This is a genomic window from Leisingera aquaemixtae, assembly GCF_001458395.1.
Classification (GTDB): Bacteria; Pseudomonadota; Alphaproteobacteria; order Rhodobacterales; family Rhodobacteraceae; genus Leisingera; species Leisingera aquaemixtae.
On record NZ_CYSR01000040.1, the window covers coordinates 1 to 25,103 of the forward strand.

A 25,103-nucleotide genomic window follows, 5' to 3' on the forward strand; every position below is an offset into this window, starting at 1 on the left:
GACAGCGTGGTGATCATCCCCGGCTACGGCATGGCGGTGGCGCAGGCGCAGCAGAACGTGGCCGAGCTGACCCGCCGCCTGCGCGCGAAAGGCAAGACTGTGCGCTTTGCGATCCACCCGGTCGCAGGCCGCCTGCCGGGCCACATGAACGTGCTGCTGGCGGAGGCCAAGGTGCCCTACGACATCGTGCTGGAAATGGACGAGATCAACGAGGATTTCCCGGACACGGATGTGGCCATCGTGATCGGCTCCAACGACATCGTGAACCCTGCGGCGCAGGAGGACCCCAACTCCCCGATCGCGGGCATGCCGGTGCTGGAATGCTGGAAGGCGAAACAGGTGTTTGTCTCCAAACGCGGCCAGGGCACGGGGTATTCCGGCATCGAGAACCCGCTGTTCTTCAAGGAAAACACCCGCATGTTCTATGGCGATGCAAAGCAGAGCCTCGATACGCTGCTGGGCCTGATCCAGTAAGTCAACGCTCAACAAAACAGGGAAAGGCGCTCCAACCGGGGCGCCTTTTCAATTTCCGGACCCTTCTTCTGGCTGAAAATATCCCGGGGGAGGCCGCAGGCCGGGGGCAGAGCCCCCAGAAACACCGGCCCTGTATACCATTGCATTCAGCTAACGTATTGAAATAAAACATTTCTGTACATCTTTACGAGAGCGTTCTATGGTCACCGGCATTGCCCCGGAGACCAAGAATGCCCCCGATCCAGGACCACCCCCTGCGGTATCCGCTCACCAACGAACTGCACGCCCGGCCGTTTCCCGCCATGTCCAACCCCTGCACGGTGGTCTACCTGGCGGTCAAACAGCCCAATGAGGCCGAACACCGCGACCGGATGCAGGATCTGCACCATCTGACGGATCTGCTTGACCGCCACGGTGCGCCGCACCCGCAGCCGGGGGCGACCCATTATATGGCGCAGATCGGCCGCCACATGCTGAAGTGGGAACAGCATACCGAGTTCGTCAGCTATACCGTCTACAGCGACGGGACCGGCACCCGGGCCTTTGATCCGGCGGATTTCGAGGTGTTCCCGGCGGAATGGCTGGCCGCGGCGCCGGGCCAGCGCATTACCTCCACGATGTTCCGGGTCGAGCCCCGGCCTGCGGACGCCGCAGTCAAGACTCTGGCACAGGAGTGGTTCGTGCCGGAAAGCGTGGTGGTCTCGCAGGTGCTGGACGGCAGCGCGGTGATTGCGGGCGATTTTCGCATCGACCCGGCGGGCCACATGCGGTTCGCGGTGTTTCCGAACGCGGAGACCGGCAGCCAGCGCATCGGCCGGATTGTGCAGCGCTTGTGCGAGATCGAAACCTACCGGGCGATGGCGATGCTGGGGTTCTCCCGCGCCCGCGGCCTGACTCCGACCATCAGCGCGCTCGACACCCATCTGAGCGAGATGATGGTTGCGATGACAGCCGGATCAGCACCGGCCGAGCAGACCTTGTCGCAGCTGCTGACGGTCTCCGCCGAACTGGAGGCGATGGCGGCGCGCTCTGCTTTCCGGTTCAGCGCCACCGGAGCCTATGATGCCCTGGTCAGCCAGCGCGTCAGCCTGTTGCGCGAGACGCGGTATGAGGGGTTCCAGACGCTGGCGGAATTCATGCTGCGCCGGTTTGAGCCGGCCATGCGCACGGTGAAATCCACCGAAAAGCGGCTGGAAACGCTGGCGGACCGGGCCCGCAGGGCAGGGGAGCTGCTCCGGACCCGGGTGGATGTGGAGCGGTCTGCGCAGAACCAGGCGCTGCTGGCTAGTATGGACCGCCGCGCCGATATGGCGCTGCGGCTGCAGCACACGGTTGAGGGGCTGTCGGTGGTGGCGATCAGCTATTACGCGGTGTCACTGGCGGCTTACGCGCTTTACCCGCTGACAACGGCGCTGGATATCAGCAAGGGCAGCCTGACGGCGCTGATCACTCTGCCGGTTGTCGGGCTTGTATGGCTGGGCGTGCGGCGGATCCGGAAGAAGCTGCACTGAGCACGGCGTTCATGCCGAGGCCGCCAACTGCGATGAACGCGAGCGCCAGCACGGCGGCGAGGCTGAGGGGTGGAATGCCCGCCAGCCCGGCGCCCACGGTGCAGCCGCCGGCCAGCACGCCGCCCATGCCCATCAGCAGAGCACCGGCCAGGTAACGGCCGGTCTGGCGGGGGCTTTCGAAGCTTTTCCACTGGAAGCTGCCGCTGACCACCGCCGCGGCCAGCGCACCGGCCAGCACCCCGCCGGCCAGCCCGGCGCCAAATCCCGCAGGGATGGAGCTGGAGGCGATCACGAAGAACAGCGTGTCGGCGGCAGGGGCGGTGAAGGAGAGGCTCTCCATCGCGATGGGGTCGAATTCGTCAAACAGCACATAGCCGGTGCCAACCCAGGCCACGGGCACCAAGAGGCCGAGCGCCGCCGCGCCAGCAAGCGTGGGCGCCCGGTTGCCGGAGCGCAGCGCGATCAGCAGGGCTGCCGCCACGATCACACCGCTCCACAGCAGTGCGCCGCCGGGCAGGGCGGCAAGGGAGACCTGCTCCCCCGCGGGCAGGGTAACCGCGCCAAGCGCGGTGCGCACCGGGGCCAGCACGCCCTTCAGCGTGGCATGGGCGGTGATGGCAAAGACAGCCATCACCATAAGTGCCCGCAGGTTGCCGCTGCCCGCCAGCACCAGCAGACGCGAGGCGCAGCCGCGGGTCAGGATCATGCCGGCGCCGAACATCAGCCCGCCAAGCGCGATGGCCAGAAGCGGCAGGTCCAGCGCCATCAGCCGGTGCTCCGCAAAGCTGATCCAGCCCTGCGCCACGGCCGCCTGGGTGCCGGCAACGGCCACCGCCAGGGCCATTGCCCAGACGCCTGCGGCCTGGCGGCGGTCCTCACCAGCCAGGGCGCGGCGGAAGCAGAAGCGGGTCAGCTGCGCCAGCACGCCGAACAGGACGCCGATGCCAAGCGCAAACAGGACGGAAACCTCCCGTGCTGTGGTCTCTTCAAAGCCGAATGTTTCGAACATGGCGCTCTCCAGCTGCGGATTTGGAACGTTTTCCCGCAATGGCGGGTTTTTCGCGCCCGGGCAAGCGGCGGACGGCGGGCAAAACAGGGCGGGGGCGGGAAGAAGTTCCGGCTTGGGCAGGCCGGGCGAAATGCTGATTTTGCCGGACAGCGCTGCTGCAAAACAAACTGGCCGCTTTGGGGAAAGCGGCCAGAAGGCATGTTTTTATTTGAATGTGTGCGTGCGTTCCGCCTCAGCGGCCGCGGATCCGCGGATCCAGCGCATCGCGCAGCCCGTCGCCCAGGTAGTTCACGCTCAGCACCGTCAGCGAGATGGCCATGCCGGGCCAGAACACCCGCTCAGGATACTGCTGCAGGTAGTCGGTGGCATCGAACAGCAGCCGCCCCCAGGTCGGGAAGTCCGGCGGGAAGCCGAGGCCGAGGAAGGAGAGCGAGGACTCGGTGATGATCGCCGTGGCGATGCCCAGCGTGGCCGAGACCATGATCGGCGACAGCACGTTGGGCAGGATGTGCCGGGTGATCAGGCCGCTGTTGGTGGTGCCGATGGAGCGCGCCGCCATCACGAACTCGCGCTCCTTCAGCGCCAGCACATCGCCGCGCACGATCCGCGCGGTCGGCATCCAGCTGGTCACCCCGATCGAGGCCACGATCAGGATAAAGATCCCCTGTTCCGGCCCGAAGGCTGCATTCAGCGGCTCGCGGAACAAGAGCATCATCACCAGCAGCAGCGGCAGAAGCGGCAGCGCCAGGAACAGGTCGGTCATCCGCATCAGCGGGCCGTCCAGCCTCTTGAAGAAGCCGGCCAGCACCCCGATGAAGGAGCCCAGGAACAGCGCCAGCAGCATCGCAGTCAGGCCCACGGAAACCGAGGTCGCGCCGCCTGCCATCATCCGGGCCAGCATGTCGCGGCCCAGCTGGTCGGTGCCGAAGGGATGCGCCCAGCTGGGACCCTGGTTGCGGGCGCGGATGTCGATCTTGGTGGCGTCAATATCCCAGACATAAGGCCCCAGGTAGACCGCCAGGATGATGAACAGGAACAGGGCCCCGCCCATCAGCGCGCCGCGGTGCGACTTGAACTGGTCCCAGACATCCTGCCACTGGCTGCGCGGCGGGTTGTGAAGCTCCTCCAGCGCGCCGGCGCCGGGCACCGCGGTCGAGGCGGGCGCCATGCCTTCGTCGGGCACAAAGCGTTCCTTGTCAGTCATAGCGGATCCTCGGGTCAAGAATGCCGTACAGCACGTCGGCGATCAGGTTGAACAGCACGATCAGCACCGCAAAGATGAAGGTGAGCGTCTGCACCATCGGCAGGTCGTTGGCCTGAATGGCGCCGATCAGCAGCTGGCCGATGCCGTTCACCTTGAACACCTGCTCGGTGATGATGGCGCCGCCAAAGATCGACGGGATGCCGAGCGCGATCACAGTGACCACGGGGATCATCGAGTTGCGCAGAACGTGGACCATCACCACCACATATTCGCTCAGTCCCTTGGCGCGGGCGGTGCGGACATAGTCCTGGTTCAGGTTGTCCAGCATCGAGGCGCGCATGAAGCGGGAGAGCTGCGCGGTGATCTGCAGCGCCAGCACCATCACCGGCATGATCATCTGCTTCAGCTGGTAGACAAAGCTGTCCCAGCTGTCGACGGTATGAGTGGTGTCATAGATCGACGGGAACCAGCCCAGCTGCACCGAGAAGATCACGATCACCAGCACGCCGGAGAAGAACGGCGGCACCGAGAAGCCCACCATCGACACGAACGTTCCCAGCTGGTCGAACCAGCTGTACTGGCGGTAGGCGGAGTAGATGCCGATCGGCAGCGCGATCAGGATGGCGACCACATAGGCGGTACCGACCACCCACAGGGTCTGCGGGATTCGCTGGATCACGATGTCCATTACCGGCGAACGGGTCTGCCAGGAGATCACTCTGAGGTCGCCTGCAGAGAACGAGGTGCCCAGGTAGTGGTCGATCAGAACCTGCGGCTCGATCCAGAAGAACTGCACCAGCCACTTCCAGAAACGGATATGCATCGGCTGGCCAAGGCCAAGCGCCTCGCGCATTTTCTCTTTGACTTCAGGGGGCACGGTCAGGGGAACCTGCGCCATCGGGTCGCCCGGGGCGAGCTCCAGCAGCAGGAAGATCACGAGGCTGATGAACAGCAGTGTTGGTACTGCCAGGATCAGCCGCCGGATTGTAAAGGTCAGCATCAGGTAGGCGCCTTTGCAACTTGTATTAAGGTCGGAGCAGGCGGGGAGGGCCTCACATCCATGTCACGCGCAGGCGGTTAAACGTAACCAATGCTGAATGGCAAGGGGCCCCGATGTAACGTCAGGGCCCCGAGTGAGGCAAGCGCTGCTTACTTGATGCGGTACCAGTCAGCTGCGTTCCACAGCTCGCTGTCCCACACGTTCAGGTCAACGCCGCCCAGCGTGTTGGAATGCGCCGACAGGCGGCCGCGGTGCACCAGCGGGATCATGCCGCCGTTTTCGACCATGATGTCGTTGAGGCGGCGGCCGATTTCGGCGCGGGCCTCAAGGCCGGCAGTCTTGGTCAGCTCGGCGTGCAGCTGGTCGAACTCCTCGTTGCAGAAGCGCGAGATGTTCTCACCCTGCCACTGGGATTCCGGTTTCGGTGCCTTGTCGCACAGGCCGTTGGCCAGGTAGGCCTGCGGGTCGGTGCCGTCGAAGTTGTTGGCGTACATTTCCACGTCCGCATAGAACTTCTGGAAGGTGTCAGGCGAGCCCGGGTCGCCGCCGAAGAACACCGAGGCGTTGATGTTGCGCAGCTCGGATTCGATGCCGATCTGGCCCCACCACTCCTTGATCAGCGCCTGGAAGTCCTGGCGCACGGCGTTGGTCGAGGTCTGGTACAGGATCTTCATCGGCTTGCCGTCCGGGGTCTCCCGCACGCCGTCGCCATTGGTGTCCTTATAGCCGGCTTCCTCCAGCATCGCCTTGGCGCCTTCGATGTCCTGAGTGGAGCAGTCAAAGGTGTCAGACGCAAAGGCCGCAGGCGCAGGCACCCAGTTGCAGCCGACCTTGCCGGCCTTGCCATAGCCGATTTCCACCAGCAGCGGGCGGTCGATGGCCATCGACATCGCCTTGTAGACGGCCGGGTCCTTCAGGAACGGATGCGGATGCTTGGCGGTGGAGCGCTCGCCCTCCGGCAGGTCCGGCGACGGGTCGGTCTGGTTCAGCATGATGCGTTCCACCAGCGAGCCGAAGCCCGCAACCGGCTTGCCCTTGCCGCCTGCTTCCATCTGCGCGATCACTTCCGGCGCCAGCTGCAGGTTCCAGGCATAGTCGAACTCGCCGGTTTCCATCACCGCGCGGCCGGCCGCGGTGGCATCGCCGCCGCCCTTGAACAGCACCTTCGCAAACGCGGGCTTGGCCGGATCGCGGTAGTTGGGGTTGGCCGACATGGTGATCACGTCGTTCGGCTTGAACTCATCCACCACAAACGGACCGGTGCCGATCGGGGCAAAGTTGGCGTCGGTGCATTCCGGCGCCCGGGCGCCCATGCAGTTCTCGAACTGCGCTTTCTGCAGGATCGGGCTTTCACCGCCGGAGAACGGGCCATAGGGGAAGGGGGTCGGCTTGTCGAAGGTGACCTTGACGGTCATGTCGTCCACCAGCTCGACGGAGGTGACACCCTCGAACTTGGTCAGCTGCGCGCAGCCGCCTTCGGGGTGCATACAGTAATCGGCGGTGAACTTCACGTCATGAGCGGTGAAGTCGGTGCCATCGGACCACTTGATGCCGGGTGCGATCTTCCAGGTGATCGAAGTCAGGTCTTCGCTGACGCCGCCGTTCTCAACTGTCGGGATCTCGGTTGCCAGATAGGGCACCATGTTGCCCTCGGGGTCATAGCGGGCCAGCGGCTCAATCACCAGCGAGGCGGCCTGGATGTCCTTGGTGCCGCCGGACAGGAACGGGTTCAGGATCGACGGCGCCTGCCAGTAGATGATGTTGACCTGGCCATCGGACCCGCGCTCAGCAAAGGCTGCCGGCGCCAGGGCCGCCGTGGCAACGGCCCCCATCAATAGGGATTTGAGTTTCATCACACTCTCCTTGTCGGACACGTTTTGTGTCTTTTTGTTGGCCGGACCGCAGCGGGCCCGGAGATTTGCCGCATGGCTGCGGAAGGGTCGCAATCGCACCTGCGCGCAGGCCGGAATTGCAGGCATTAAGCACTCTTAACATGTTGCCGGACAGACCGGCGCATGACGCTCTGCAGGCAACCACGGGGGTATCGAAAACCACTTCCCGGTAAATTGCAAATTCCAATTTTAAAAACCCTATGCATTATTTGCATGAGCATTTTTGTGCAAAGTAGAGTTTACTCCGGATGCTGGGGCCGCCATCCGCGGCTGGCCCGGGGAATGAAAGATAGGGAAGCCGTCATGCTGGACAACGCCATTGCGTCCATTCGAAACCTGCGTGTTGAGTTTCAGACCAAGGATGGCCCGGTGGTCGGGGTGGAGAACGTCTCCTTTGACGTGAGCCCGGGCGAAACCGTCTGCATCGTTGGGGAATCCGGCTCCGGCAAATCGGTTTCCTCGCTGTCGCTGATGCGCCTGGTGGAATTCGGCGGCGGCGAGATTGCGGGCGGCGAGCTGCTGTTCAACCGGCGGGAGGGCGGCGAGACAAACCTGGCGGACACCGAACAGGATATGATGAAGCAGATCCGCGGCAATGAGATCGGCATGATCTTCCAGGAGCCGATGACCGCGCTCAATCCGGTGTTCACCGTCGGCCGCCAGCTGACCGAGGGCCTGCGCATCCACAAGAACATGTCCAAGGCCCAGGCCGAGGAACGCGCGCTGGAGCTGCTGCGCCAGGTCCGCATCCCGGAACCGGAACGCCGCCTGCGGCAGTACCCGCATGAACTCTCCGGCGGCATGCGCCAGCGTGTGGTGATCGCCATGGCAATGGCCTGCGAGCCGCGGCTGCTGATTGCGGACGAACCCACAACCGCGCTGGATGTGACCATCCAGGCGGAGATCCTGGCCCTGATGGACCGCCTCAAGCGCGAGACCGGGACGGCGGTGATGTTCATCACCCACGACATGGCGGTGGTCGCCCAGATGGCCGACCGCGTGGTCGTCATGTACCGCGGCAACAAGGTTGAGGAAGGCCCCGTCGAAGAAATCTTCGAGAACCCCAAGCACGACTACACCAAGGCATTGCTGGCGGCGGTGCCGAAGCTGGGCGAGATGCGCGGCAAGCACTACCCCGAGCCGATGAAGCTGATGGGGGTCGAGGACCAGAAGATCGAGCCGATCAAGGGCACCGACGAGGTGCTTCTGGACGTGCAGAACCTGACCACCCGCTTTCCGGTCAAGGGCGGCCTGCTGCGCCGCACCATTTCCAACGTGCACGCGGTCGAGGACGTGTCCTTCAAGGTCCTCAAGGGCCAGACCCTGTCGCTGGTCGGGGAATCCGGCTGCGGCAAATCCACCGCGGGCCGCTCGATCCTGCGGCTGGTGGAGCCGCTGTCGGGCAAGGTGGATTTCGAAGGCCGCGACGTTCTGAAATTCAGCGCCTCCCAGATGCACAAGGCGCGCCAGGACATGCAGATGATCTTCCAGGATCCCTTTGCGTCCCTGAACCCGCAGATGCAGCTGATCGACCAGGTGGCAGAGCCGCTCCGCAACTACGGGCTGGCCAAGGGATCGGAGCTGCACGACCGCGTCGCCAGCCTGTTCGACCGCGTCCACCTGCCGCGCAGCTTCATGCGCCGCTACCCGCACGAGATGTCCGGCGGCCAGCGCCAGCGCATCGCCATTGCCCGCGCCCTGGCGCTGAACCCCAAGCTGATCGTCGCGGATGAGGCCGTCTCGGCGCTCGACGTGTCGGTGCAGGCGCAGGTCTTGAACCTGATGATGGAGCTGCAGGCGGAACTGGGCCTTTCCTTCCTGTTTATCAGCCACGACATGGCGGTGGTGGAGCGCGTCAGCCATCAGGTCGGCGTCATGTACCTGGGCCGCATCGTTGAGATCGGCCCCCGCGACCGCGTGTTCGAGAACCCGCTGCACGCCTATACCCAGGCGCTGATGAAGGCGGTCCCGATCGCCGACCCGCGACAGCGCAAGTCGGAGAAAGAGCTGAACTTCAAACCGATCCCGTCGCCGATCCATGAGGTCGGCTATCAGCCGGAGCCGTCGGAGTATCTGGAACTGGAGCCCGGCCATTTCGTGCTGACCACCGACAGCGGCTACTGATCATGATCCCGACACCGCAGGACCGGCCTGTTGCCTTGGTGACAGGGGCTGCCCGCGGGATCGGGCAGGCCATCGCTCAGGCGCTGGCCGCAGACTACTCCGTTGCGATAACCCATTTGGAAACCCGGCCTGAGAACGGCTCTTTTCTGGCCGTACGCGCAGATTTCCGTGACCCGGAAGCTCCGGCAATGGTGGTGGAGCGCACGCTGCAGCACTATGGCCGGATAGATCTGATCGTTAATAATGCCGGTGCTTTCGCATCGGAGGGTCCGGAAGTGTTCGATAGCTCTGCCCTGCGGGAAATGTTCGATGTAAACCTCTTTGCCGCTCAGGGCTTGCTGGCTGCGGCGCTTCCACATCTTCGGCCTGGTGCCTCGGTGGTCTCGATTTCTTCGGTGAATGCAACTTTGCCTCCGGCTGGAGCCGCGCTGTTCGGGGCCAGCAAGGCGGCGCTGGAGCTGTGGACCCGCGGCATGGCCAAAGAGCTGGGACCGCGCGGTATCCGGGTCAATGCCGTGGCTCCGGGGGCGGTCAATGATCCGCATAACCCAAGGCCGCCGGAGCTGACGGCTGAATTCGAGGAGTTGACTGCGCTGGGCCGTTTGCCTTCACCATCCGATATCGCAGCGGCGGTTAGCTTTCTCGCAGGGAGCGGAGCAAGCTTCGTAACCGGCGAGGTGCTTACCGTCTCAGGGGGCTACAGATTATGACTGCGAAACTGACACCGCTGGAGATCATGGGGCGCCTGGTCTCTTTCCCGACGGTGAGCCGGGATACCAACCTGCCGCTGGTGGAGTGGGTGCAGGACTATCTGTCGTCCCATGGCATTGAAAGCCACCGCTGGGTGGACCCGGACCAGCCGCACAAGGCCGCGGTCTTTGCCCATGTTGGCCCTTGGGAAGAGGGCGCGGTGGTGCTCTCGGGCCATACCGATGTGGTGCCGGTGGACGGCCAGCCCTGGGACACCGACCCGTTCACGGTGGTGGAAAAGGACGGCAGATACTTCGGCCGCGGCACCTGCGACATGAAGGGGTTTGATGCGCTGGCGATCTGGGCGCTGGTCGAGGCACACAGCCAAGGCGTCAAACGCCCCCTGCAGCTGGCGCTGAGCTTTGACGAGGAAATCGGCTGCACCGGCGCGCCGCCGATGATCGAGGCAATGCAGCCCGTGCTGCCCAAGGGCTCTGCGGTGATCGTCGGGGAACCTTCAATGATGAAGGCGGTGACCGGCCACAAGGGCGGCACTGGATTTGCCACCCATGTTGTCGGGTTCGAGGTGCATTCCTCGCTCATGCACACCGGCGTCAGCGCCATCATGCAAGGCGCCCGGCTGATCGACTGGGCCAACCAGAAGAATGCGGAGAACATGGCCAAGGAGCCGGGGGAGGTGCAGGCGATGTTCACCCCGCCCTGGACCACCTGCCACGTCGGCATGATCGAGGGCGGCACCGCCCACAATATCACCGCCAAGGACTGCCGCTTCATGATGGATTTCCGGGTGGTGCCGGGGGAGAACCCTGCCGGTTGGGAGGCTGCCTATCTCGCCAAGGTCCGTGAGGTGGAGGCAGAGATGCAGGCCGTCCATCCGGAGGCCCGCATTGATGTCGCGAAACATTTTGACGTGCCCGGCCTGGTGCCGGAACAGGACGGCGCCGCGGAGGCGCTGGTGCGCAGCCTGACCGGCGACAACGGCTCCCATGTGGTCAGCTACGGCACCGAGGCGGGGCAGTTCCAGCAGGCGGGCTACTCCGCCGTCATCTGCGGCCCCGGCGACATCGCCCAGGCGCATCAGCCGAACGAGTATATCACCGTGGCGCAGTTCAACGCGGGCCACAGCTTCATGCGCGGGCTGGTGGAAAAGCTGCGATCCTAGGCTGCCGGCACCTTGAAACCGCGCGCATGATGCGCAGATTGATGCCAGGGCGGTGCACAGGCGGTGCACAGGGGGTGCACGCATGTCACCCCCGTTCCGACGGCTTCCGCCGCGTCCCGGCGGACCCCGGATACTTGCGAAGCTAAGTTTTTTCGCGGACAGTCTGCCGCAACGGAACCTGAAACATTAAAGGGAGGGGAATATGCCGGCCAAGAACTGCTTTGCCGAGATGCACCAGGAGATCACCGCCTGGCGCCATCACCTGCACGAGAACCCCGAACTGATGTACGAGGTGCATGAAACCGCTGCCTTTGTGGTGGAGCGGCTGAAGGCGTTCGGCATCACCGATATCACCACCGGCGTCGGCCAGACCGGCGTGGTGGCGGTGATCGAGGGCAAGACCAACACCTCCGGCCGCGCCATCGGCTTGCGTGCCGATATGGACGCTTTGCCGATCCCCGAAGCCTCGGGCGTGGACTATGCCTCCAAGACGCCGGGCGTGATGCATGCCTGCGGCCACGACGGCCATACATCGATGCTGCTGGGGGCGGCCAAGTACCTTGCAGAGACACGGAATTTCGACGGCAAGGCAGTGCTGATCTTCCAGCCCGCCGAGGAAGGCGGTGCCGGCGGCAAGGCGATGTGCGACGACGGTCTGATGAACCGCTGGGGCATTCAGGAGGTCTATGGGCTGCACAACATGCCGGGGCTTCCAGTGGGCGAATTTGCCATCCGCCCCGGGCCGCTGATGGCGTCCTCGGATGAATTCATCATCGCCGTTACTGGCAAGGGCGGCCACGCCGCCGCCCCGCATGAGGCAATCGACACCACGCTGGCGGCCTCGCAGATTGTGGTCTCGCTGCATTCCATCGTCTCGCGCAATGTGGACCCGGTGAAACGGGTGGTGCTGACCGTCGGCACCTTTGAAACCGACAGCACGGCGTCAAACGTGATTGCCCATACTGCCAAGCTGCAGGGCACCGTCCGCACGCTGGACCCCGAATACCGCACCCAGGCCGAGGACTGGGTGCGCCGGGTAGCCGAAAGCACAGCCGCGGCCTTTGGCGCCACGGCGGAGGTCGAATGGGTGCCGGGCTATCCTGTTACAATCAATGATGAAAACGGCACCGCCCACGCGGTGGAGGCGGCGCAGGCGGTCGCTGCCAAAGTGAACGCCGAGACCCCGCCGATCATGCCGTCCGAGGATTTCTCCTACATGCTGGAGCAGCGCCCCGGCGCCTATATCTTCCTTGGCAACGGCGACACCCAGATGTGCCACCACCCGGCCTATGTCTTTGACGACGAAGCGATCCCGCTGGGATGCAGCTGGTTCGCCGAGCTGGTGGAACGAAGAATGCCCGCGGCCTGAGGCTGCGGGGAAAAGACAATCAAAGGAGTGAGAAATGCCGGTCAAGAACCGCTTTGCCGAACTGCAGGATGAAATCACCGCCTGGCGCCGTGACATCCACAAAAACCCGGAAATCCTGTTCGAAACCCACCGCACCAGCGCGCTGGTGGCGGAGAAGCTGCAGGACTTCGGCTGCGATGAGGTGGTGACCGGCATCGGCCGCACCGGGGTCGTCGGCGTGATCAAGGGCAAGGCGGACACCTCCGGCAAGGTGATCGGCCTGCGCGCTGACATGGATGCGCTGCCGATCCATGAGCAGACTGGCTTGGAGTACGCCTCCAAGACCCCCGGCGCGATGCATGCCTGCGGCCATGACGGCCACACCGCGATGCTGCTGGGCGCCGCCAAGTATCTGTCGGAAACGCGCAATTTCGACGGCACCGTGGTGGTGATCTTCCAGCCGGCCGAGGAAGGCGGCGGCGGTGCCAAGGTGATGTGCGACGACGGGCTGATGGACCGCTGGGGCGTGCAGGAAGTCTATGGCCTGCACAACTGGCCGGGCCAGCCGCTGGGCACCTTTGCCATCCGCCCCGGATCTTTCTTCGCCGCCACCGACCAGTTCGACATCACATTCGAGGGCCGCGGCGGCCATGCCGCCAAGCCGCATGAGACCATCGACACCACTGTTCTGGCTGCACAGGCAGTTTTGGCGCTGCAGACCATCGCGTCGCGCAATGCCGATCCGGTGCATCAGATTGTGGTCTCGGTGACGTCCTTCGAGACCTCCTCCAAGGCGTTCAACGTGATCCCGCAGAAGGTGCAGATCAAGGGCACCGTGCGCACCATGTCCAAGGAGATGCGCGACCTGGCCGAAAAGCGGATCAAAGAGGTCTGCACCGGCATCGCGGCGACCTTCGGGGGCACTGCCGATGTCACCTATAACCGCGGGTATCCGGTGATGGTGAACCACGAGGAACAGACGGAATTTGCCGCCAAGGTGGCTGCCAGCGTCTCCGGCTCCTGCGAGGATGCGCCGCTGGTGATGGGCGGCGAGGATTTCGCCTTCATGCTGGAAGAGCGCCCCGGCGCCTATATCCTGATGGGCAACGGCGACACCGCGATGGTGCATCACCCGGAGTACAACTTCAACGACGAGGCCATTCCGGCGGGCTGCAGCTGGTGGGCGGAGATCGTCGAGCAGCGGATGCCGGCGGCTTAAACGGTGCAGGGGAGGGGGCTGTCTGCCCCCTCTTGAGCCTGCGGCTCAATTCACCCCCGAGGATATTTGCAGCCAGATGAAGAGGGATCAGGTTGCGCTATGGCGCAGGGGTCAGTGCTCCAGCATCTCGCGGTAGATGGCGACCAGAGTCTCGGCCTCCTTCTCCAGAGCGAAGTTGGTCATGGCGTGCTTGCGGGCGGCCACGGACCATTCTGCCAGCCGGCCTTCGGTGGACAGCACGTTGTTGATGGCCGCCACCATCTGCCCGGTTTCGCCGGGGTCGATCAGCAGGCCGGTCTCGCCGGGCGCGATCAGCTCCTCAAAAGCGCCGACGCGGGTGGCCACCGCCGGCACGCCGCAGGACATCGCTTCGAGCGGGGTGAGGCCGAACCCCTCCCAGCGCTGCGGAGCGACGTAAAGATCCAGCGCCTGATACCAGCGGGAAACCTCCCAAACCGGCACCTCGGGCGGGAACAGCAGCCGCTCGGAGAGGCCCGCCGCGCCGGCCTTGGTGCGCAGCGCCTTTTCGAACCCAACGTGTTTTTCCGTCGCGCGGCCCATCACCAGGCCGACCGCCTTGGGATGCGCTTTCAGAACCTCCAGCATGGCGTCGACAAAGACATCGGTGCCTTTTTGCGCCCGGATCCGCCCGTAGCAGCCGATCAGGATGGCGTCTTCCGGCAGGCCCAGCTCGCGCCTCAGCGCCGGTTTGTCGGCGGGCGGGGAGAATTCTTCGGTGTTGATCCCGTGATGCACCACCTGCACGGGCTTTTCCAGATAGGCCGCGCCCTTGGCCGAGGTGGCGATCACCCGGTCCATCCTGGACATCAGCCACTTGGTATAATCCGAGTGGTGGCGCTGCGAGGCGGAGGTGAACAAAAGCTTCAGCCGCTTGCCCAAGAGGTATTTCAGCGCCAGTCCGCCCAGCATTTCCACATTGCGCCGGGCGTGCCAGACGCGGGCGCCTGCGGGGCCGTTGCGGCTCATGAACACAAGCTGCGCCGCTGACAAATGCGGCATATCTGCGGGCAGGCCGCTGCCTGCGGTGGCGATGGCGATGTGACGCCGCTGCAGCGGCACCAGCCGCACGATGGTGGAGGTGACGCCGGACAGGCGGCGTTTGAAGTTCGGCGCGATGACTTCAACCGTGCGGGCGTCCACTTCAGCCATCGCAGCCTCCTTCATGGGGCAGAAGCGCCAGTAGGGCATCCACCGTTGTGTCCAGTTGATCCGACTGCCGGGAGATGAACTGCGCAGCCGCATCGCGGGCGGACTGGAAAACGCCCGGCTTCTCAAGCCATTCGGCAACCTGGCCTGCCAGCTCCGCAGCCGTGCGTACTTCCGCCGCGGCGCCAAGGGCGGTCAGCTCAGCATAGGTTTCGGCGAAATTGTAGTGCCCGGTGCCGGTGATCACCGCGGCGCCCGCCTGCATCGGCTCAAACGGGTTGTGGCCGCCGATGTCGCGCAAGGAGCCGCCCAGGAACACCAGCGGGCAGAGCGCGTACCAAGTGCCAACCTCGCCCAGCGTGTCGGCCAGATAGACTTGCGTCTGGGTCCCGGGCAGAACGCCCTTGCTGCGCCGCGCGCAACTGAGGCCCGCCTGTTTGACCAGCGCCTCCACTTTGCCGCCGCGTTCCGGGTGGCGGGGGGCCAGCAGCAGGCACAGACCGGGGTGCTGTTTCAAAAGCGCCTTGTGGGCCTCCAGCACGGTTTCTTCCTCACCTTCGTGGGTGGAGGAGGCGACCCAGACCGGGCGCTCGCCAATGCTGCCGCGCACCTTGGCGAGGGTGTCCTGATCGACCGGCAGCGGCGCAGAGACTGCCTTGAGGTTGCTGCCGGGGCGGATGCGGTCCGGGGCGGCCCCCATCGCCTGGAGGTTCGCAGCTGTCTTCCGGTTCTGAGTGACCAGCAGGGCGAACTGATCGAGGATGAACCGCGCGGTGTCCGGGCGTTTTGTCCAGCCCGCGACCGATTTGTCCGAGAGCCGCGCGTTCAGCAGCACCAGCGGGCAGCCTGTTTTGCGGGCGCGCACCAGCATCTGCGGCCACAGCTCGCTTTCGACAAACACACCCAGATCCGGGCGCCAATGGGCCAGAAAGCGGTCCACGGCGGCAGCGGTGTCCAGGGGCGGGAACTGGTGGCGGCAGCGCGGCGGCATCCGTTTGGCGATCAGCTCAGCCGACGTGGGCGTGCCGGAGGTGATCAGGAATTCCGCATCCGGCGCCTGTTCGCCCATGCGGGCAATCAGGGTCAGCACCGACAGGCTTTCCCCGACCGAAGCCGCATGGAACCAGATCAGCCGCCCGGCCGGGCGCGGCAGGGAGGCATGGCCGAGGCGTTCGCGCACGCGGTCTTCCGGCAGGCCATAGTCGCGCAGCTTGCCCGCGACCTTGCGCCAGGCAAAGGGGGCGATCAGCGCGCTGGCGCCGCAGTAAAGGGAATAGAGCAGCGTCGCGCGCGCTGGGGCGGTCCTGGACATGGTCAGCCGCCGGTGTGGCTCATGTGGCGGGACATCTTGCCGCCGACGTCTTGCCGTGAATAGTCGAAGTCATGGCCGCGGGGCTTGTCGCCGATGGCGGCGCGGATGGCGGCCTCCAGCACACCAGCGCCTTCCTCGTTGGCGCGCAGCGGCGCCCGCAGGTCGGCTTTGCCTTCCTGGCCGAGGCAGGTGTAGATCTCGCCGGTGCAGGTGACCCGCACCCGGTTGCAGCTTTCGCAGAAGTTATGGGAGAGCGGGGTGATGAAGCCGATCTTCTGGCCGGTTTCCTCCAGCCGCACGTAACGGGCCGGGCCGCCGGTGCGCTCTGCCAGATCGGTGACGGTGTAGTGGTTTTCGTACTCCGCGCGCACGTCCTTCAGCGACCAGTACTGGCCGATGCGCTCCATGTTGCCGATGTCCTCGCCCATCGGCATCACTTCGATCCAGGTGAGGTCCATGTCCCGCTCGGCGCACCAGCGGGTGATCGCGGGGAGTTCCTGCTCGTTAAAGCCTTTGAGCGCCACGGCATTGATCTTGACCCTGAGGCCCGCGTTCTGTGCCGCATCAATCCCCTTCAGCACCTGCGGCAGGCGGCCCCAGCGGGTGACATCGGCGAATTTCTGTTCGTCCAGCGTGTCGAGCGAAATATTCACCCGGCGCACCCCGGCGGCGTAAAGGTCGTCGGCGTATTTCACCAGCTGCGAGCCGTTGGTGGTCAGCGTCAGCTCTTTCAGCGCTCCGGTGTCCAGATGGCGGCTCATCGCCTGGAAAAAGGTCATGATGCCGCGGCGCACCAATGGCTCGCCGCCGGTGATCCTGAGCTTCTCGACACCCAGCCGGATGAAGGTGGAGCACAGCCGGTCCAGTTCCTCCAGCGTCAGCAGGTCCTTCTTGGGCAAAAAGGTCATGTTTTCCGACATGCAATAGACGCAGCGGAAATCGCAGCGGTCGGTGACCGAGACGCGCAGGTAGGTGATTGCGCGGGCGAAGGGGTCGATAAGCGGTGCCGTCATGCTTCCTAGGTAAAGCGGGGCACCGCCCGCGGCAAGGGGGGACAGCTTTTGTGTCTGGCAAAGAGTTTCGCGCAAAGCTAGGGTTTCCCTATGCGTATGATAATCCTTTCCCTTACTTCGATTTCCCTGCTGGCGGCTTGCGAGGGCATCCAGCTGAATTCTTCCGTTCTGAATGGTCAGGACCGGCCGGCGGCGGCTGAACCGCAGGACCCTGTGCTGGAGCCCGTGCCCGGCATTGATACAGCAGAGGCGGATCCGGCAGCGCCTGCGGGCTCTTCTGCGCCGTCATTCCGCGGCTCCGCCACCACGGTGGCGTCGCTGGGCGATCCCTCGGTTCCGGGGATGTGGATGGAGACCCCGCTGGTGGCGGCGGAGCAGCAGGCGCTGATCCGGACCAGCCGCAACACCGAGGCGGTGGTCACCCTGAAGCCTGTGCCGGGCACGGACACGGGCAGCAGCCGGCTGTCGATCAGCGCCATGCGGGCGCTGGGCCTGCCGCTGACCGAGCTGGCCGAGGTGCAGGTCCTGCCCGCGGGCTAAGCTCTGTTTTACCGGGAGGGGGAGCGCCCGCCCTCTTGGGGCGGGGGCGTGCGCTGCCCGGCGGCTGCCGGGCAGGACCCTGGCAGGCCTAGGCGTGTCTCAGGTATTTCGCCGCTTCCTTACGGGCAAAAGCTTTCATCTGCGCGCCATGCGCGTCCAGAAAGGCGCGGGTGCGGGCGGCGTCATGCTTGCTGAGGTCGCGCAGCCACCAGCCGATGGCCTTTTGAATGAACCAGTCCCGGTCCGGCACGTAGCCGGCCGCCCAGCCCAGAACACGCTCGCGCGCTTCCTGATCCGCCGGTTTCAGGTTATTCATCTTGGCCCAGGGCAGGGTGGCAACCAGCGCGGCGCGCCGGGTCCACATGTGATCCGATTGCGTCCAGCGCTCCACCGTATCCAGCCGCGCAGGCTCTGCCTGCAGGCGCTTGGCGATGGCGGAACAGGCGTGGTCGGCAATCGCCCAGCTGTCGAAGTCCTGCACCCAGGATTGCAGCAGATCCCAGACCGCCTCGTCGTCCTTGATCCGGGCTTGGGTCAGCAGCTTGGCAGCGGCAATGCGGGCCTCGAAGACATCGCTATCCCACAACGCCTGGGACAGGGAGACGCGCTCCTCAGTGGTCAGGACCTGCCGCCAGGCTTTGGTCAGGTCGTTTGCTGCCGGGTTCGGCACGCCCAGAACCGCGCGGGTCTGCTTGTGATAGGCGGCCATCTGCTCTGCCCGGCCGGGTTCCGCCTGGGCCTTGAGCTGCGCCAGCGCCTCCTCCAGCGTCACGCTGGTCACTCCACCGTCACCGATTTCGCCAGGTTGCGCGGCTGGTCCACGTCGGTGCCTTTGGCAACCGCGGTGTGATAGGCCAAGAGCTGTGCAGGAATGGCATAAAGGATCGGCGACAGCGCCTCCTTGACCTTCGGCATCCGGATTGCGCACCAGACGTCGTCGCCGGCCTCGTCAATCCCGTCTTGGTCGGAGATCATCAGAACCTTGCCCTTGCGGGCCAGGACTTCCTGCATGTTGGAGACAGACTTGTCGAACAGCGAGTCCCGCGGCGTCAGCACCACCACCGGCATGTTCTTGTCGATCAGGGCGATGGGGCCGTGCTTCAGTTCGCCGCTGGCATAGGCTTCGGCGTGGATATAGCTGATTTCCTTGAGCTTCAGCGCGCCTTCCAGCGCCAGCGGGTACATCAGGCCGCGGCCCAGGAACAGCACGTCGCGGGCCTCGCTGACCTTCTGCGCGGCCTGGCGGATCGCCTCGTTCTGCTCCAGCGCGGCGGACAGCACGTTGGGCAGCCCGCGGATGGCGGTGGCGTAACCGGCCATGTCCTCGGGCGAAAGATACCCGCGGTCGCAGGCCGCTTTCAGCGCCAGCGCCAACAGCACGGTCAGCTGGCAGGTGAAGGCCTTGGTGGAAGCAACGCCGATTTCCGGCCCGGCAAAGATCGGCAGCGCCAGATCGCTTTCCCGCGCGATGGAGCTTTCGGGGACGTTGACCACAGACAGGATCTTATCCGCCTTTTCCTTGCAGTAGCGCAGGGCGGCCAGGGTGTCGGCGGTCTCGCCCGACTGGGACACGAACAGCGCCAGCGTCTTGGCGGGGACCGGCGGCTCGCGGTAGCGAAACTCCGAGGCGATATCGACCTCAACCGGCAGCCTGGCGATTTGCTCGAACCAGTATTTCGCGGTGACGCAGGCGTAATAGGCGGTGCCGCAGGCCACCATGGTCAGCCGATCAACCTGAGAGAAGTCGACCTCGCCGGGCAGCCGCACGGTGTCTTCCTCGACCGGCAGGTAATGGCGGATTGCCTCGGCAATCACCTGCGGCTGCTCGGCGATTTCCTTGGCCATGAAATGCTTGTGGCCGGCCTTGTCGACCTGAACGGCGTCGATCTGGATGGTTTTGGTCTCGCGGTTCACCAGGTCGCCATGCGCGTTGCGGATTTCCGCGCCCGCGCGGGTGACAACAGCGCGGTCGCCTTCCTCCAGATAGGTGATCCGGTCGGTCAGCGGTGCCAGTGCGATGGCGTCGGAGCCCACGAACATCTCGCCGTCACCATGGCCGATCGCCAGCGGCGAGCCCTTGCGGGCGGCGATGATCAGATCCTCCTCGCCGTCAAAAAGGAACGCGAGTGCAAAGGCGCCCTCCAGCTGGTTCAGCGTCGTAAAGGCTGCATCAACGGGGGTAAGCCCCTCTTTCAGATACCGTTCCGTCATCAGGGCAACGGTTTCGGTGTCGGTCTCGGTGCGGAACTCCATGCCGCAGTTCAAAAGCTCTGCACGCAGTTCCTTGTAGTTTTCGATGATGCCGTTGTGGACCACGGCCACCGCGCCGGCGCGGTGGGGGTGGGCGTTGCTGACCGACGGCGCGCCATGGGTGGCCCAGCGGGTGTGGCCGATGCCGGACTTGCCGGCCAGCGGCTCATGCACCAGGAGGTCGCTGAGGTTCACCAGCTTGCCGACCGCGCGGCGGCGGCGCAGGGTGCCATTGTTCACGGTGGCGATGCCCGCACTGTCATAGCCGCGGTATTCCAGCCGCTTCAGCGCCTCGACCAGGATCGGGGCGGCTTCGTGATTACCGAGAACGCCGACAATTCCGCACATCACTTGGCTCCCTTCTGCAAGCGGGCCTTCTTGGCGCGCAGCATCTCCATCAGCTTGCGCGCGCGGCCCGGTTTGTTGGTTTGTTCGGCGCGGCCAATGGCCAGGTCGCCGTCTTCGACATTCCTTGTCACCACCGCGCCGGTCGCCGTCATCGCTTCATTGCCGATCCGGACCGGGGCCACCAGCATGGTGTTCGACCCGATAAAGGCACGGGCGCCGATCTCGGTGCGGTGCTTCATCACCCCGTCATAGTTGCAGGTGATCGTCCCTGCGCCAATATTGGCCGCCTCGCCGACAAAGGCATCGCCGATATAGCTAAGGTGGTTCACCTTGGCGCCTTCGGCAATCTCGGCGTTCTTAATTTCGACGAAATTGCCGATGTGTGTGTTCTCCGCCAGTTCCGCGCCGGGGCGCAGGCGGGCATAAGGACCGACCTTGGCGCCGCGGCTGACGTGGCAGCCCTCCAGGTGCGAGAACGCCCGGATCAGCGCGCCGCTTTCCACCGTCACGCCGGGGCCGAAAACCACGTTGGGCTCGATCACCGTGTCGCGGCCGATGAAGGTGTCAAAAGCGAGGTAAACCGTTTCAGGCGCCATCAGGGTGACGCCCAGCTCCAGCAGCTCTGCCCGGGCGCGCGCCTGGAACAGCGCGTCGGCCTGTGCCAGCTCGGCGCGGGAATTGACGCCCAGCGTCTCCGCCTCGTCGCAGGACACGGCGGTCACCTTCAAGCCCTCGCGCCTGGCCAGCTCGACCAGATCGGTCAGGTAATACTCGCCGGAGGCGTTCTCATTGCCGACCTTGGCGATCAGATCAAAGATCGCGCTGGCTTTGCCAGCCATCAGGCCGGAATTGCAGAAGGAGATGGCGCGCTCCGCCTCAGTGGCGTCCTTGAACTCAACAATCCGCTCCAGGCTGTCGCCATCCATCACCAGACGGCCATAGCGGCCCGGGTCGGCGGCCTCGAACCCCAGGATCACCAGATCGGCGCGCTGGCGGGCCTCGACCATGCGTTCCAAGGTTTCGGCGCTGACAAAGGGCGTGTCGCCATAGAGCACCACCACATCGCCTTCGAACCCGGCCAGCGCGGCGCGGGCCTGGTCGACCGCGTGCGCGGTGCCAAGCTGTTCTTCCTGCAGAACTACCTCGGCGTCTTCGTCAATCTCTGACACCGCTGCGCGCACTGCCTCAGCCCCGTGGCCTGCCACGATGATGGTGCGCTCCGGCGCCAGCGCCCGGCCTGCAGCCATCGCGTGCTCCAGCATCGGTGCCTGGGCGATCGGGTGCAGGACTTTGGGGAGGTCGGAGTTCATCCGCGTGCCTTTTCCGGCCGCCAGGATGACAAGGGCAATGCTCATAATCGCTTTTCTCTTTGTCTTTTTAGCGCTCCCGTTTTATCCGCTAACAGGCGGGGCGCAAGGGATGGCGCCATCAAACTAGATTGCGGCCTGCAACATGCGGCGGCGGAAAAGTGCCGAAAGGGCAGGGAATGCGGACAGTTATCTTCGATCTGGACGGCACGCTGGCGGATACGTCGGGCGATCTGCTGGCCGCGGCCAACTTCTGTTTCCGGCAGATGGGTCTGGGCGATGTGCTGAGCCATCCCGGCGATGCAGGCATTGCCCTGCGCGGCGGCCGGACGATGCTGACCGCAGGTCTGAAACGGGCCGGTCAATTCAACCCGGCCACGGTGGACGAGTTTTATCCGGTGCTGCTGGAGGCGTACCGTGACGCCATCGACCATCACACCGTGCTTTATCCGGGCGCGATGGCGGCGGTGGAGGCGCTGAAATCCGCAGGCTTTGGCGTCGGCATCTGCACCAACAAGCCCGAGGGGCTGGCGGATCAGCTGATGCGCAGCCTGGGCGTGCGCGAAGCTTTTGCCTCGCTGGTCGGGGCGGACACGCTGCCGGTGCGCAAACCCGACCCCGCGCCGCTGTTCGAAGCCGCCCGCCGCGCAGGCGGCGATCCGGCCCGCACCCTGCTGGTGGGCGACAGCGACACTGACCGCAACACGTCTGCCAATGCGGGCGTGCCGTCAGTGCTGGTGACCTTTGGCCCCTCGGGCGAAGACATGGCAGCCCTGAAGCCCGAGGCGCTCTTGCACCGGTTCGAGGATCTGCCGGAGGTCGCGGGCCGGCTGATTGCGTGATCCCGTAACTCAGTTTCGGGAAAACCGTCTGTCCGGCTTGCCTCTTGACCGCTGACCGCCCGCGGCTCACAAACGCCGCATGAGCGAGACATTTACCGGGTCTTTCACCCAGCAGGAACCCATCCCCGAAGACGCCATCGAGGCTGCGCTGGCCGTGCTCCGCCACGGGCGGCTGCACCGGTACAACGTGGCTGAGGGCGAAGCGGGCGAAACCGCGCTGCTGGAACAGGAATTTGCGGCGCAGATGGGCGCGAAATACTGCCTGGCCGTTGCCTCCGGCGGCTATGCGCTGGCGACGTCGCTGCGGGCGGTCGGGGTAAAGCCCGGCGACAAGGTGCTGACCAACGCCTTCACCCTGGCGCCGGTGCCGGGCTCCATCGCCTCCGTCGGGGCGGAGCCGCTGTTTGTCGAGGTGACGGAAAACCTGACCATCGACCTGGATGACCTTGCCGCCAAGGCGGATCAGGCAAAGGTGTTGATGCTGTCGCACATGCGCGGGCATCTGTGTGACATGGACCGGCTGATGGAGATCTGCAACGCTGCCGGCATCACCGTGATCGAGGATTGCGCCCACACCATGGGCGCCTCCTGGAACGGGGTGCTGTCGGGCCGCCATGGTGCGGTCGGCTGCTACTCCTGCCAGACCTACAAGCATGTGAACTCGGGCGAGGGCGGGCTGCTTGTCACCGATGACGATGAAATCGCCGCCCGCGCCATCATGATGTCCGGCTCCTACATGCTTTTTGGCCGCCACCTGGCAGCCCCGGGGCCGGAGGTGTTCGAGCGGGTGAAATACGAGACCCCCAACATCTCTGGCCGGATGGACAACCTGCGCGCTGCAATCCTGCGGCCGCAGCTGCGCGACCTGGATACCCAGGTCGAGCGCTGGAACGACCGCTACCGCACGGTGGAGGACGGCCTGCGCGGAACGCCCGGCCTGACGGTTGTGGAGCGGCCGAAGCAAGAGATTTATGTCGGCTCCTCCATCCAGTTCCTTCTCTTGGACTGGAGCGAAGACGCCGTGCAGGAGGTTGTCCGCCGCTGCGCCGCCCGCGGCGTGGAACTGAAATGGTTCGGCACGCCGGAGCCTGTCGCCTTCACCTCCCGCTATGACAGCTGGCGCTATGCGGACACCCCGCGGCTGCCGCAAAGCGATCGCATCCTGGCAGGCATCATCGACATGCGGGTGCCGCTGACCTTCAGCTTGGAGGACTGCGCCCAGATCGCCCGGATCATCCGCGCCGAGGTTTCCGCCGTTTATCAGTCGGGCTGATACAGCGGCACGGTCGAGATCGAGACCTTGGCAGAGCCGTCCGTCAGCTCAGCCGCGTGGGCGACATAGATCAGCGTCTGGTTGGCTTCATCAAACAGGCGCTTGACCCGCAGCGACTTGAGGATGATGGACCGGGACTCCCGGAACACGTCCTCGCCGTCATCGCTGCGGTCGATATCTCCCAGCGTGATCGGCCCGGTCTGGCGGCAGGCCAGCGAGGCGTTGGAGGGATCCTCGAACCAGTTGCCTTTGGACAGGCGGTCGATCAACCCGCGCTCGAAATAGGCGATGTGGCAGGTGACGCCCTCGACCTTGGGGTCGGAGATCGCCTCGATCACAATGTCATTGCCGACCCAGTCGACCCCGATCTGGCCGATCTCCTCGGCGGCGGCGGGCAGGCTCAGCATACAGAATGCGGCAGCCAGGGCGCGGTTCGAACGTTTCATGAAAATCTCCTGATTCTATCGGGCGGTGCGGGGTGCGCCCGCCTTATCATTACTTACGCGCAGAAGCGGGGAAGGATCCATGGAACCTTTTTCCGCGGGTGGAGTTACTCCTGCTCAACGGCGCGTTGAGGCGCCGCAGACAGGAAATGGAAGAGGAGACTACTATGTTTACGCCGAAACGCGCCCTGACCGCATCTGCCCTGGCCCTGCTGGCTGCACCGGTTTGGGCCGGCGCCCAAGTGCAGGCCGTGACCGACCTGAACCTGCGCGCAGGCCCCGGACCGCAGCACGAAATCATCGGTGTTATCTCCAAAGACGGCGCTGTCAAACTGGACGGCTGCCTTGAGCAGAGCAACTGGTGCAAGGTCGGCTATGACGGTGCTGAAGGCTGGGCCTATGGCGAGTATCTGACCGAAACCGTTACCGAGAAATACATTCCGGTTGTCGCCAAGGACAGCCCGGTCGAAGTCACCACCGTGACCTATGAAAACACCGGTGAAGCCGATGCGCCGCTGGGGGCTATCGGCGGTGCCATCACCGGCGGTCTGATTGCAGGCCCGGCCGGGGTTGTTGCCGGCGCGATCGCCGGGGCTGCCGCAGGTGAAGCAGCTGTGCCGGACGAGGAAGTGGTGACCTATGTGCGCACCAACGCGACCGAACCGGTGTATGTGCAGGGCGAAGTGGTGACTGGCGTGGTCATCCCGGAAGAAGTCCAGCTGACAGACATCCCGGACTCGAACTTCCGTTACGTTTATCTGAACGGCCTGCCGGTTCTGGTGGAGGCGGACAGCCGCACCGTGATCCACGTGGTCCGCTGATTTTACTGATATCTTTTGATTGCGGGCGGCCCTGGCGGGCTGCCCGTTTTCGTGCGCGCGCCAGCACCCCGGGTCAATGCGATTGACGCGAATCATGTGGTCGTCTATTGAATTGAACAACTGTTCATATAAT

At 64.8% G+C, this 25,103-nt stretch carries 22 protein-coding genes; 11 read left to right on the forward strand and 11 right to left on the reverse strand.

Annotation, left to right across the window (positions count from 1 at the left end):
• On the forward strand, nt 1-474 hold a 474-nt coding region (locus PHA8399_RS20115), incomplete at its 5' end, for an NAD(P)(+) transhydrogenase (Re/Si-specific) subunit beta (protein ID WP_145977099.1).
• A gap of 230 nt (nt 475-704) precedes the next feature.
• Entirely contained in the window at nt 705-1,985 is a 1,281-nt protein-coding gene (locus PHA8399_RS20120; protein ID WP_058287877.1) for a DUF3422 family protein, read from the forward strand.
• On the opposite strand, the gene PHA8399_RS20125 is transcribed toward PHA8399_RS20120, so the two are convergent.
• The 4 genes from PHA8399_RS20125 to PHA8399_RS20140 form a co-directional block, all read right to left on the reverse strand.
• Nucleotides 1,921-2,994 carry a YeeE/YedE thiosulfate transporter family protein gene (locus PHA8399_RS20125; RefSeq protein ID WP_058287878.1) on the reverse strand — a complete coding sequence of 358 codons (1,074 nt, stop codon included), beginning with the start codon at nt 2,992-2,994 and terminating at the stop codon, nt 1,921-1,923. The two genes, PHA8399_RS20120 and PHA8399_RS20125, sit on opposite strands and share 65 nt — an antisense overlap.
• Before the next feature lie 232 nt (nt 2,995-3,226).
• Nucleotides 3,227-4,198 carry an ABC transporter permease gene (locus tag PHA8399_RS20130; protein ID WP_208764526.1) on the reverse strand — a complete coding sequence of 324 codons (972 nt, stop codon included), beginning with the start codon at nt 4,196-4,198 and terminating at the stop codon, nt 3,227-3,229.
• Nucleotides 4,191-5,198 carry an ABC transporter permease gene (locus PHA8399_RS20135; RefSeq protein WP_058287879.1) on the reverse strand — a complete coding sequence of 336 codons (1,008 nt, stop codon included), beginning with the start codon at nt 5,196-5,198 and terminating at the stop codon, nt 4,191-4,193. The genes PHA8399_RS20130 and PHA8399_RS20135 overlap by 8 nt, the downstream gene beginning before the upstream one ends.
• 149 nt (nt 5,199-5,347) lie before the next feature.
• Nucleotides 5,348-7,051 (reverse strand): peptide ABC transporter substrate-binding protein, encoded by a 1,704-nt coding sequence (locus tag PHA8399_RS20140; RefSeq protein ID WP_058287880.1) that lies wholly within the window; start codon nt 7,049-7,051, stop codon nt 5,348-5,350.
• Nucleotides 7,052-7,393: 342 nt separating this feature from the next.
• Here PHA8399_RS20140 and PHA8399_RS20145 point away from each other — a divergent pair, with 342 nt between their 5' ends.
• The 5 genes from PHA8399_RS20145 (at nt 7,394) to PHA8399_RS20165 (ending at nt 13,654) form a co-directional block, all read left to right on the forward strand.
• Nucleotides 7,394-9,214 (forward strand): ABC transporter ATP-binding protein, encoded by a 1,821-nt coding sequence (locus tag PHA8399_RS20145; protein WP_058287881.1) that lies wholly within the window; start codon nt 7,394-7,396, stop codon nt 9,212-9,214.
• 2 nt (nt 9,215-9,216) lie between these two features.
• On the forward strand, nt 9,217-9,924 hold the full coding sequence (locus PHA8399_RS20150; RefSeq protein ID WP_058287882.1) for an SDR family NAD(P)-dependent oxidoreductase: 708 nt from the start codon (nt 9,217-9,219) through the stop codon (nt 9,922-9,924).
• The gene (argE, locus tag PHA8399_RS20155; RefSeq protein WP_058287883.1) at nt 9,921-11,087 is read left to right on the forward strand and encodes an acetylornithine deacetylase; all 1,167 of its coding nucleotides are present in this window, start codon (nt 9,921-9,923) and stop codon (nt 11,085-11,087) included. Before PHA8399_RS20150 ends, argE begins: the two co-directional genes overlap by 4 nt.
• Before the next feature lie 202 nt (nt 11,088-11,289).
• The gene (locus PHA8399_RS20160; protein ID WP_058287884.1) at nt 11,290-12,456 is read left to right on the forward strand and encodes a M20 aminoacylase family protein; all 1,167 of its coding nucleotides are present in this window, start codon (nt 11,290-11,292) and stop codon (nt 12,454-12,456) included.
• A 34-nt stretch (nt 12,457-12,490) separates the two neighbouring features.
• Nucleotides 12,491-13,654: a M20 aminoacylase family protein gene (locus PHA8399_RS20165; RefSeq protein ID WP_058287885.1), complete on the forward strand. Its 1,164-nt coding sequence runs from the start codon at nt 12,491-12,493 to the stop codon at nt 13,652-13,654.
• 111 nt (nt 13,655-13,765) lie between these two features.
• On the opposite strand, the gene PHA8399_RS20170 is transcribed toward PHA8399_RS20165, so the two are convergent.
• Genes PHA8399_RS20170 through moaA form a run of 3 tightly spaced genes read right to left on the reverse strand, consistent with a single transcriptional unit; the run spans nt 13,766 to nt 17,146 of the window.
• On the reverse strand, nt 13,766-14,824 hold the full coding sequence (locus PHA8399_RS20170; protein WP_058287886.1) for a glycosyltransferase family 4 protein: 1,059 nt from the start codon (nt 14,822-14,824) through the stop codon (nt 13,766-13,768).
• Nucleotides 14,817-16,133: a 3-deoxy-D-manno-octulosonic acid transferase gene (locus PHA8399_RS20175; protein ID WP_058287887.1), complete on the reverse strand. Its 1,317-nt coding sequence runs from the start codon at nt 16,131-16,133 to the stop codon at nt 14,817-14,819. Before PHA8399_RS20175 ends, PHA8399_RS20170 begins: the two co-directional genes overlap by 8 nt.
• 2 nt (nt 16,134-16,135) lie before the next feature.
• Nucleotides 16,136-17,146: a GTP 3',8-cyclase MoaA gene (moaA, locus tag PHA8399_RS20180; RefSeq protein ID WP_058287888.1), complete on the reverse strand. Its 1,011-nt coding sequence runs from the start codon at nt 17,144-17,146 to the stop codon at nt 16,136-16,138.
• 90 nt (nt 17,147-17,236) lie between these two features.
• Between moaA and PHA8399_RS20185 the strand changes: the two genes are divergently transcribed.
• Complete coding sequence (locus PHA8399_RS20185; protein WP_167592842.1) at nt 17,237-17,686, forward strand: hypothetical protein; 450 nt, start codon at nt 17,237-17,239, stop codon at nt 17,684-17,686.
• A gap of 88 nt (nt 17,687-17,774) precedes the next feature.
• Here PHA8399_RS20185 and PHA8399_RS20190 read toward each other — a convergent pair whose 3' ends face one another.
• The 3 genes from PHA8399_RS20190 to glmU are packed head-to-tail and all read right to left on the reverse strand — an operon-like array spanning nt 17,775 to nt 21,639.
• Nucleotides 17,775-18,458: a DNA alkylation repair protein gene (locus PHA8399_RS20190; RefSeq protein ID WP_082649614.1), complete on the reverse strand. Its 684-nt coding sequence runs from the start codon at nt 18,456-18,458 to the stop codon at nt 17,775-17,777.
• A gap of 5 nt (nt 18,459-18,463) precedes the next feature.
• Nucleotides 18,464-20,284 (reverse strand): glutamine--fructose-6-phosphate transaminase (isomerizing), encoded by a 1,821-nt coding sequence (gene glmS, locus PHA8399_RS20195; protein WP_058287891.1) that lies wholly within the window; start codon nt 20,282-20,284, stop codon nt 18,464-18,466.
• Nucleotides 20,284-21,639 (reverse strand): bifunctional UDP-N-acetylglucosamine diphosphorylase/glucosamine-1-phosphate N-acetyltransferase GlmU, encoded by a 1,356-nt coding sequence (gene glmU / locus PHA8399_RS20200; RefSeq protein ID WP_058287892.1) that lies wholly within the window; start codon nt 21,637-21,639, stop codon nt 20,284-20,286. Before glmU ends, glmS begins: the two co-directional genes overlap by 1 nt.
• 131 nt (nt 21,640-21,770) lie before the next feature.
• Between glmU and PHA8399_RS20205 the strand changes: the two genes are divergently transcribed.
• Together PHA8399_RS20205 and PHA8399_RS20210 are read left to right on the forward strand one after the other, a co-directional pair.
• Nucleotides 21,771-22,433, forward strand: coding sequence for an HAD-IA family hydrolase (locus PHA8399_RS20205; protein WP_058287893.1), 663 nt, complete (start codon nt 21,771-21,773; stop codon nt 22,431-22,433).
• A 79-nt stretch (nt 22,434-22,512) separates the two neighbouring features.
• On the forward strand, nt 22,513-23,706 hold the full coding sequence (locus tag PHA8399_RS20210) for a DegT/DnrJ/EryC1/StrS family aminotransferase (RefSeq protein WP_058287894.1): 1,194 nt from the start codon (nt 22,513-22,515) through the stop codon (nt 23,704-23,706).
• Here PHA8399_RS20210 and PHA8399_RS20215 read toward each other — a convergent pair.
• Entirely contained in the window at nt 23,694-24,152 is a 459-nt protein-coding gene (locus PHA8399_RS20215) for a CreA family protein (RefSeq protein ID WP_058287895.1), read from the reverse strand. The two genes, PHA8399_RS20210 and PHA8399_RS20215, sit on opposite strands and share 13 nt — an antisense overlap.
• A 164-nt stretch (nt 24,153-24,316) precedes the next feature.
• On the opposite strand from PHA8399_RS20215, the gene PHA8399_RS20220 reads away from it, so the two are divergent.
• Nucleotides 24,317-24,970: a DUF1236 domain-containing protein gene (locus PHA8399_RS20220; protein ID WP_058287896.1), complete on the forward strand. Its 654-nt coding sequence runs from the start codon at nt 24,317-24,319 to the stop codon at nt 24,968-24,970.
• Nucleotides 24,971-25,103: the final 133 nt, after the last annotated feature.

Bases quoted from the DNA above. Each gene is read 5' to 3' on its own strand.
- PHA8399_RS20165 (WP_058287885.1), top strand. From the start codon at position 12,491: ATGCCGGTCAAGAACCGCTTTGCCGAACTGCAGGATGAAATCACCGCC.
- PHA8399_RS20150 (WP_058287882.1), top strand. From the start codon at position 9,217: ATGATCCCGACACCGCAGGACCGGCCTGTTGCCTTGGTGACAGGGGCT.
- PHA8399_RS20185 (WP_167592842.1), top strand. From the start codon at position 17,237: ATGCGTATGATAATCCTTTCCCTTACTTCGATTTCCCTGCTGGCGGCT.
- PHA8399_RS20220 (WP_058287896.1), top strand. From the start codon at position 24,317: ATGTTTACGCCGAAACGCGCCCTGACCGCATCTGCCCTGGCCCTGCTG.
- PHA8399_RS20130 (WP_208764526.1), bottom strand. From the start codon at position 4,198: ATGACTGACAAGGAACGCTTTGTGCCCGACGAAGGCATGGCGCCCGCC.
- argE (WP_058287883.1), top strand. From the start codon at position 9,921: ATGACTGCGAAACTGACACCGCTGGAGATCATGGGGCGCCTGGTCTCT.
- moaA (WP_058287888.1), bottom strand. From the start codon at position 17,146: ATGACGGCACCGCTTATCGACCCCTTCGCCCGCGCAATCACCTACCTG.
- PHA8399_RS20140 (WP_058287880.1), bottom strand. From the start codon at position 7,051: ATGAAACTCAAATCCCTATTGATGGGGGCCGTTGCCACGGCGGCCCTG.
- PHA8399_RS20135 (WP_058287879.1), bottom strand. From the start codon at position 5,198: ATGCTGACCTTTACAATCCGGCGGCTGATCCTGGCAGTACCAACACTG.
- PHA8399_RS20160 (WP_058287884.1), top strand. From the start codon at position 11,290: ATGCCGGCCAAGAACTGCTTTGCCGAGATGCACCAGGAGATCACCGCC.
- PHA8399_RS20210 (WP_058287894.1), top strand. From the start codon at position 22,513: ATGAGCGAGACATTTACCGGGTCTTTCACCCAGCAGGAACCCATCCCC.
- PHA8399_RS20170 (WP_058287886.1), bottom strand. From the start codon at position 14,824: ATGGCTGAAGTGGACGCCCGCACGGTTGAAGTCATCGCGCCGAACTTC.
- PHA8399_RS20205 (WP_058287893.1), top strand. From the start codon at position 21,771: ATGCGGACAGTTATCTTCGATCTGGACGGCACGCTGGCGGATACGTCG.
- glmS (WP_058287891.1), bottom strand. From the start codon at position 20,284: ATGTGCGGAATTGTCGGCGTTCTCGGTAATCACGAAGCCGCCCCGATC.
- PHA8399_RS20215 (WP_058287895.1), bottom strand. From the start codon at position 24,152: ATGAAACGTTCGAACCGCGCCCTGGCTGCCGCATTCTGTATGCTGAGC.
- PHA8399_RS20120 (WP_058287877.1), top strand. From the start codon at position 705: ATGCCCCCGATCCAGGACCACCCCCTGCGGTATCCGCTCACCAACGAA.
- glmU (WP_058287892.1), bottom strand. From the start codon at position 21,639: ATGAGCATTGCCCTTGTCATCCTGGCGGCCGGAAAAGGCACGCGGATG.
- PHA8399_RS20145 (WP_058287881.1), top strand. From the start codon at position 7,394: ATGCTGGACAACGCCATTGCGTCCATTCGAAACCTGCGTGTTGAGTTT.
- PHA8399_RS20125 (WP_058287878.1), bottom strand. From the start codon at position 2,994: ATGTTCGAAACATTCGGCTTTGAAGAGACCACAGCACGGGAGGTTTCC.
- PHA8399_RS20175 (WP_058287887.1), bottom strand. From the start codon at position 16,133: ATGTCCAGGACCGCCCCAGCGCGCGCGACGCTGCTCTATTCCCTTTAC.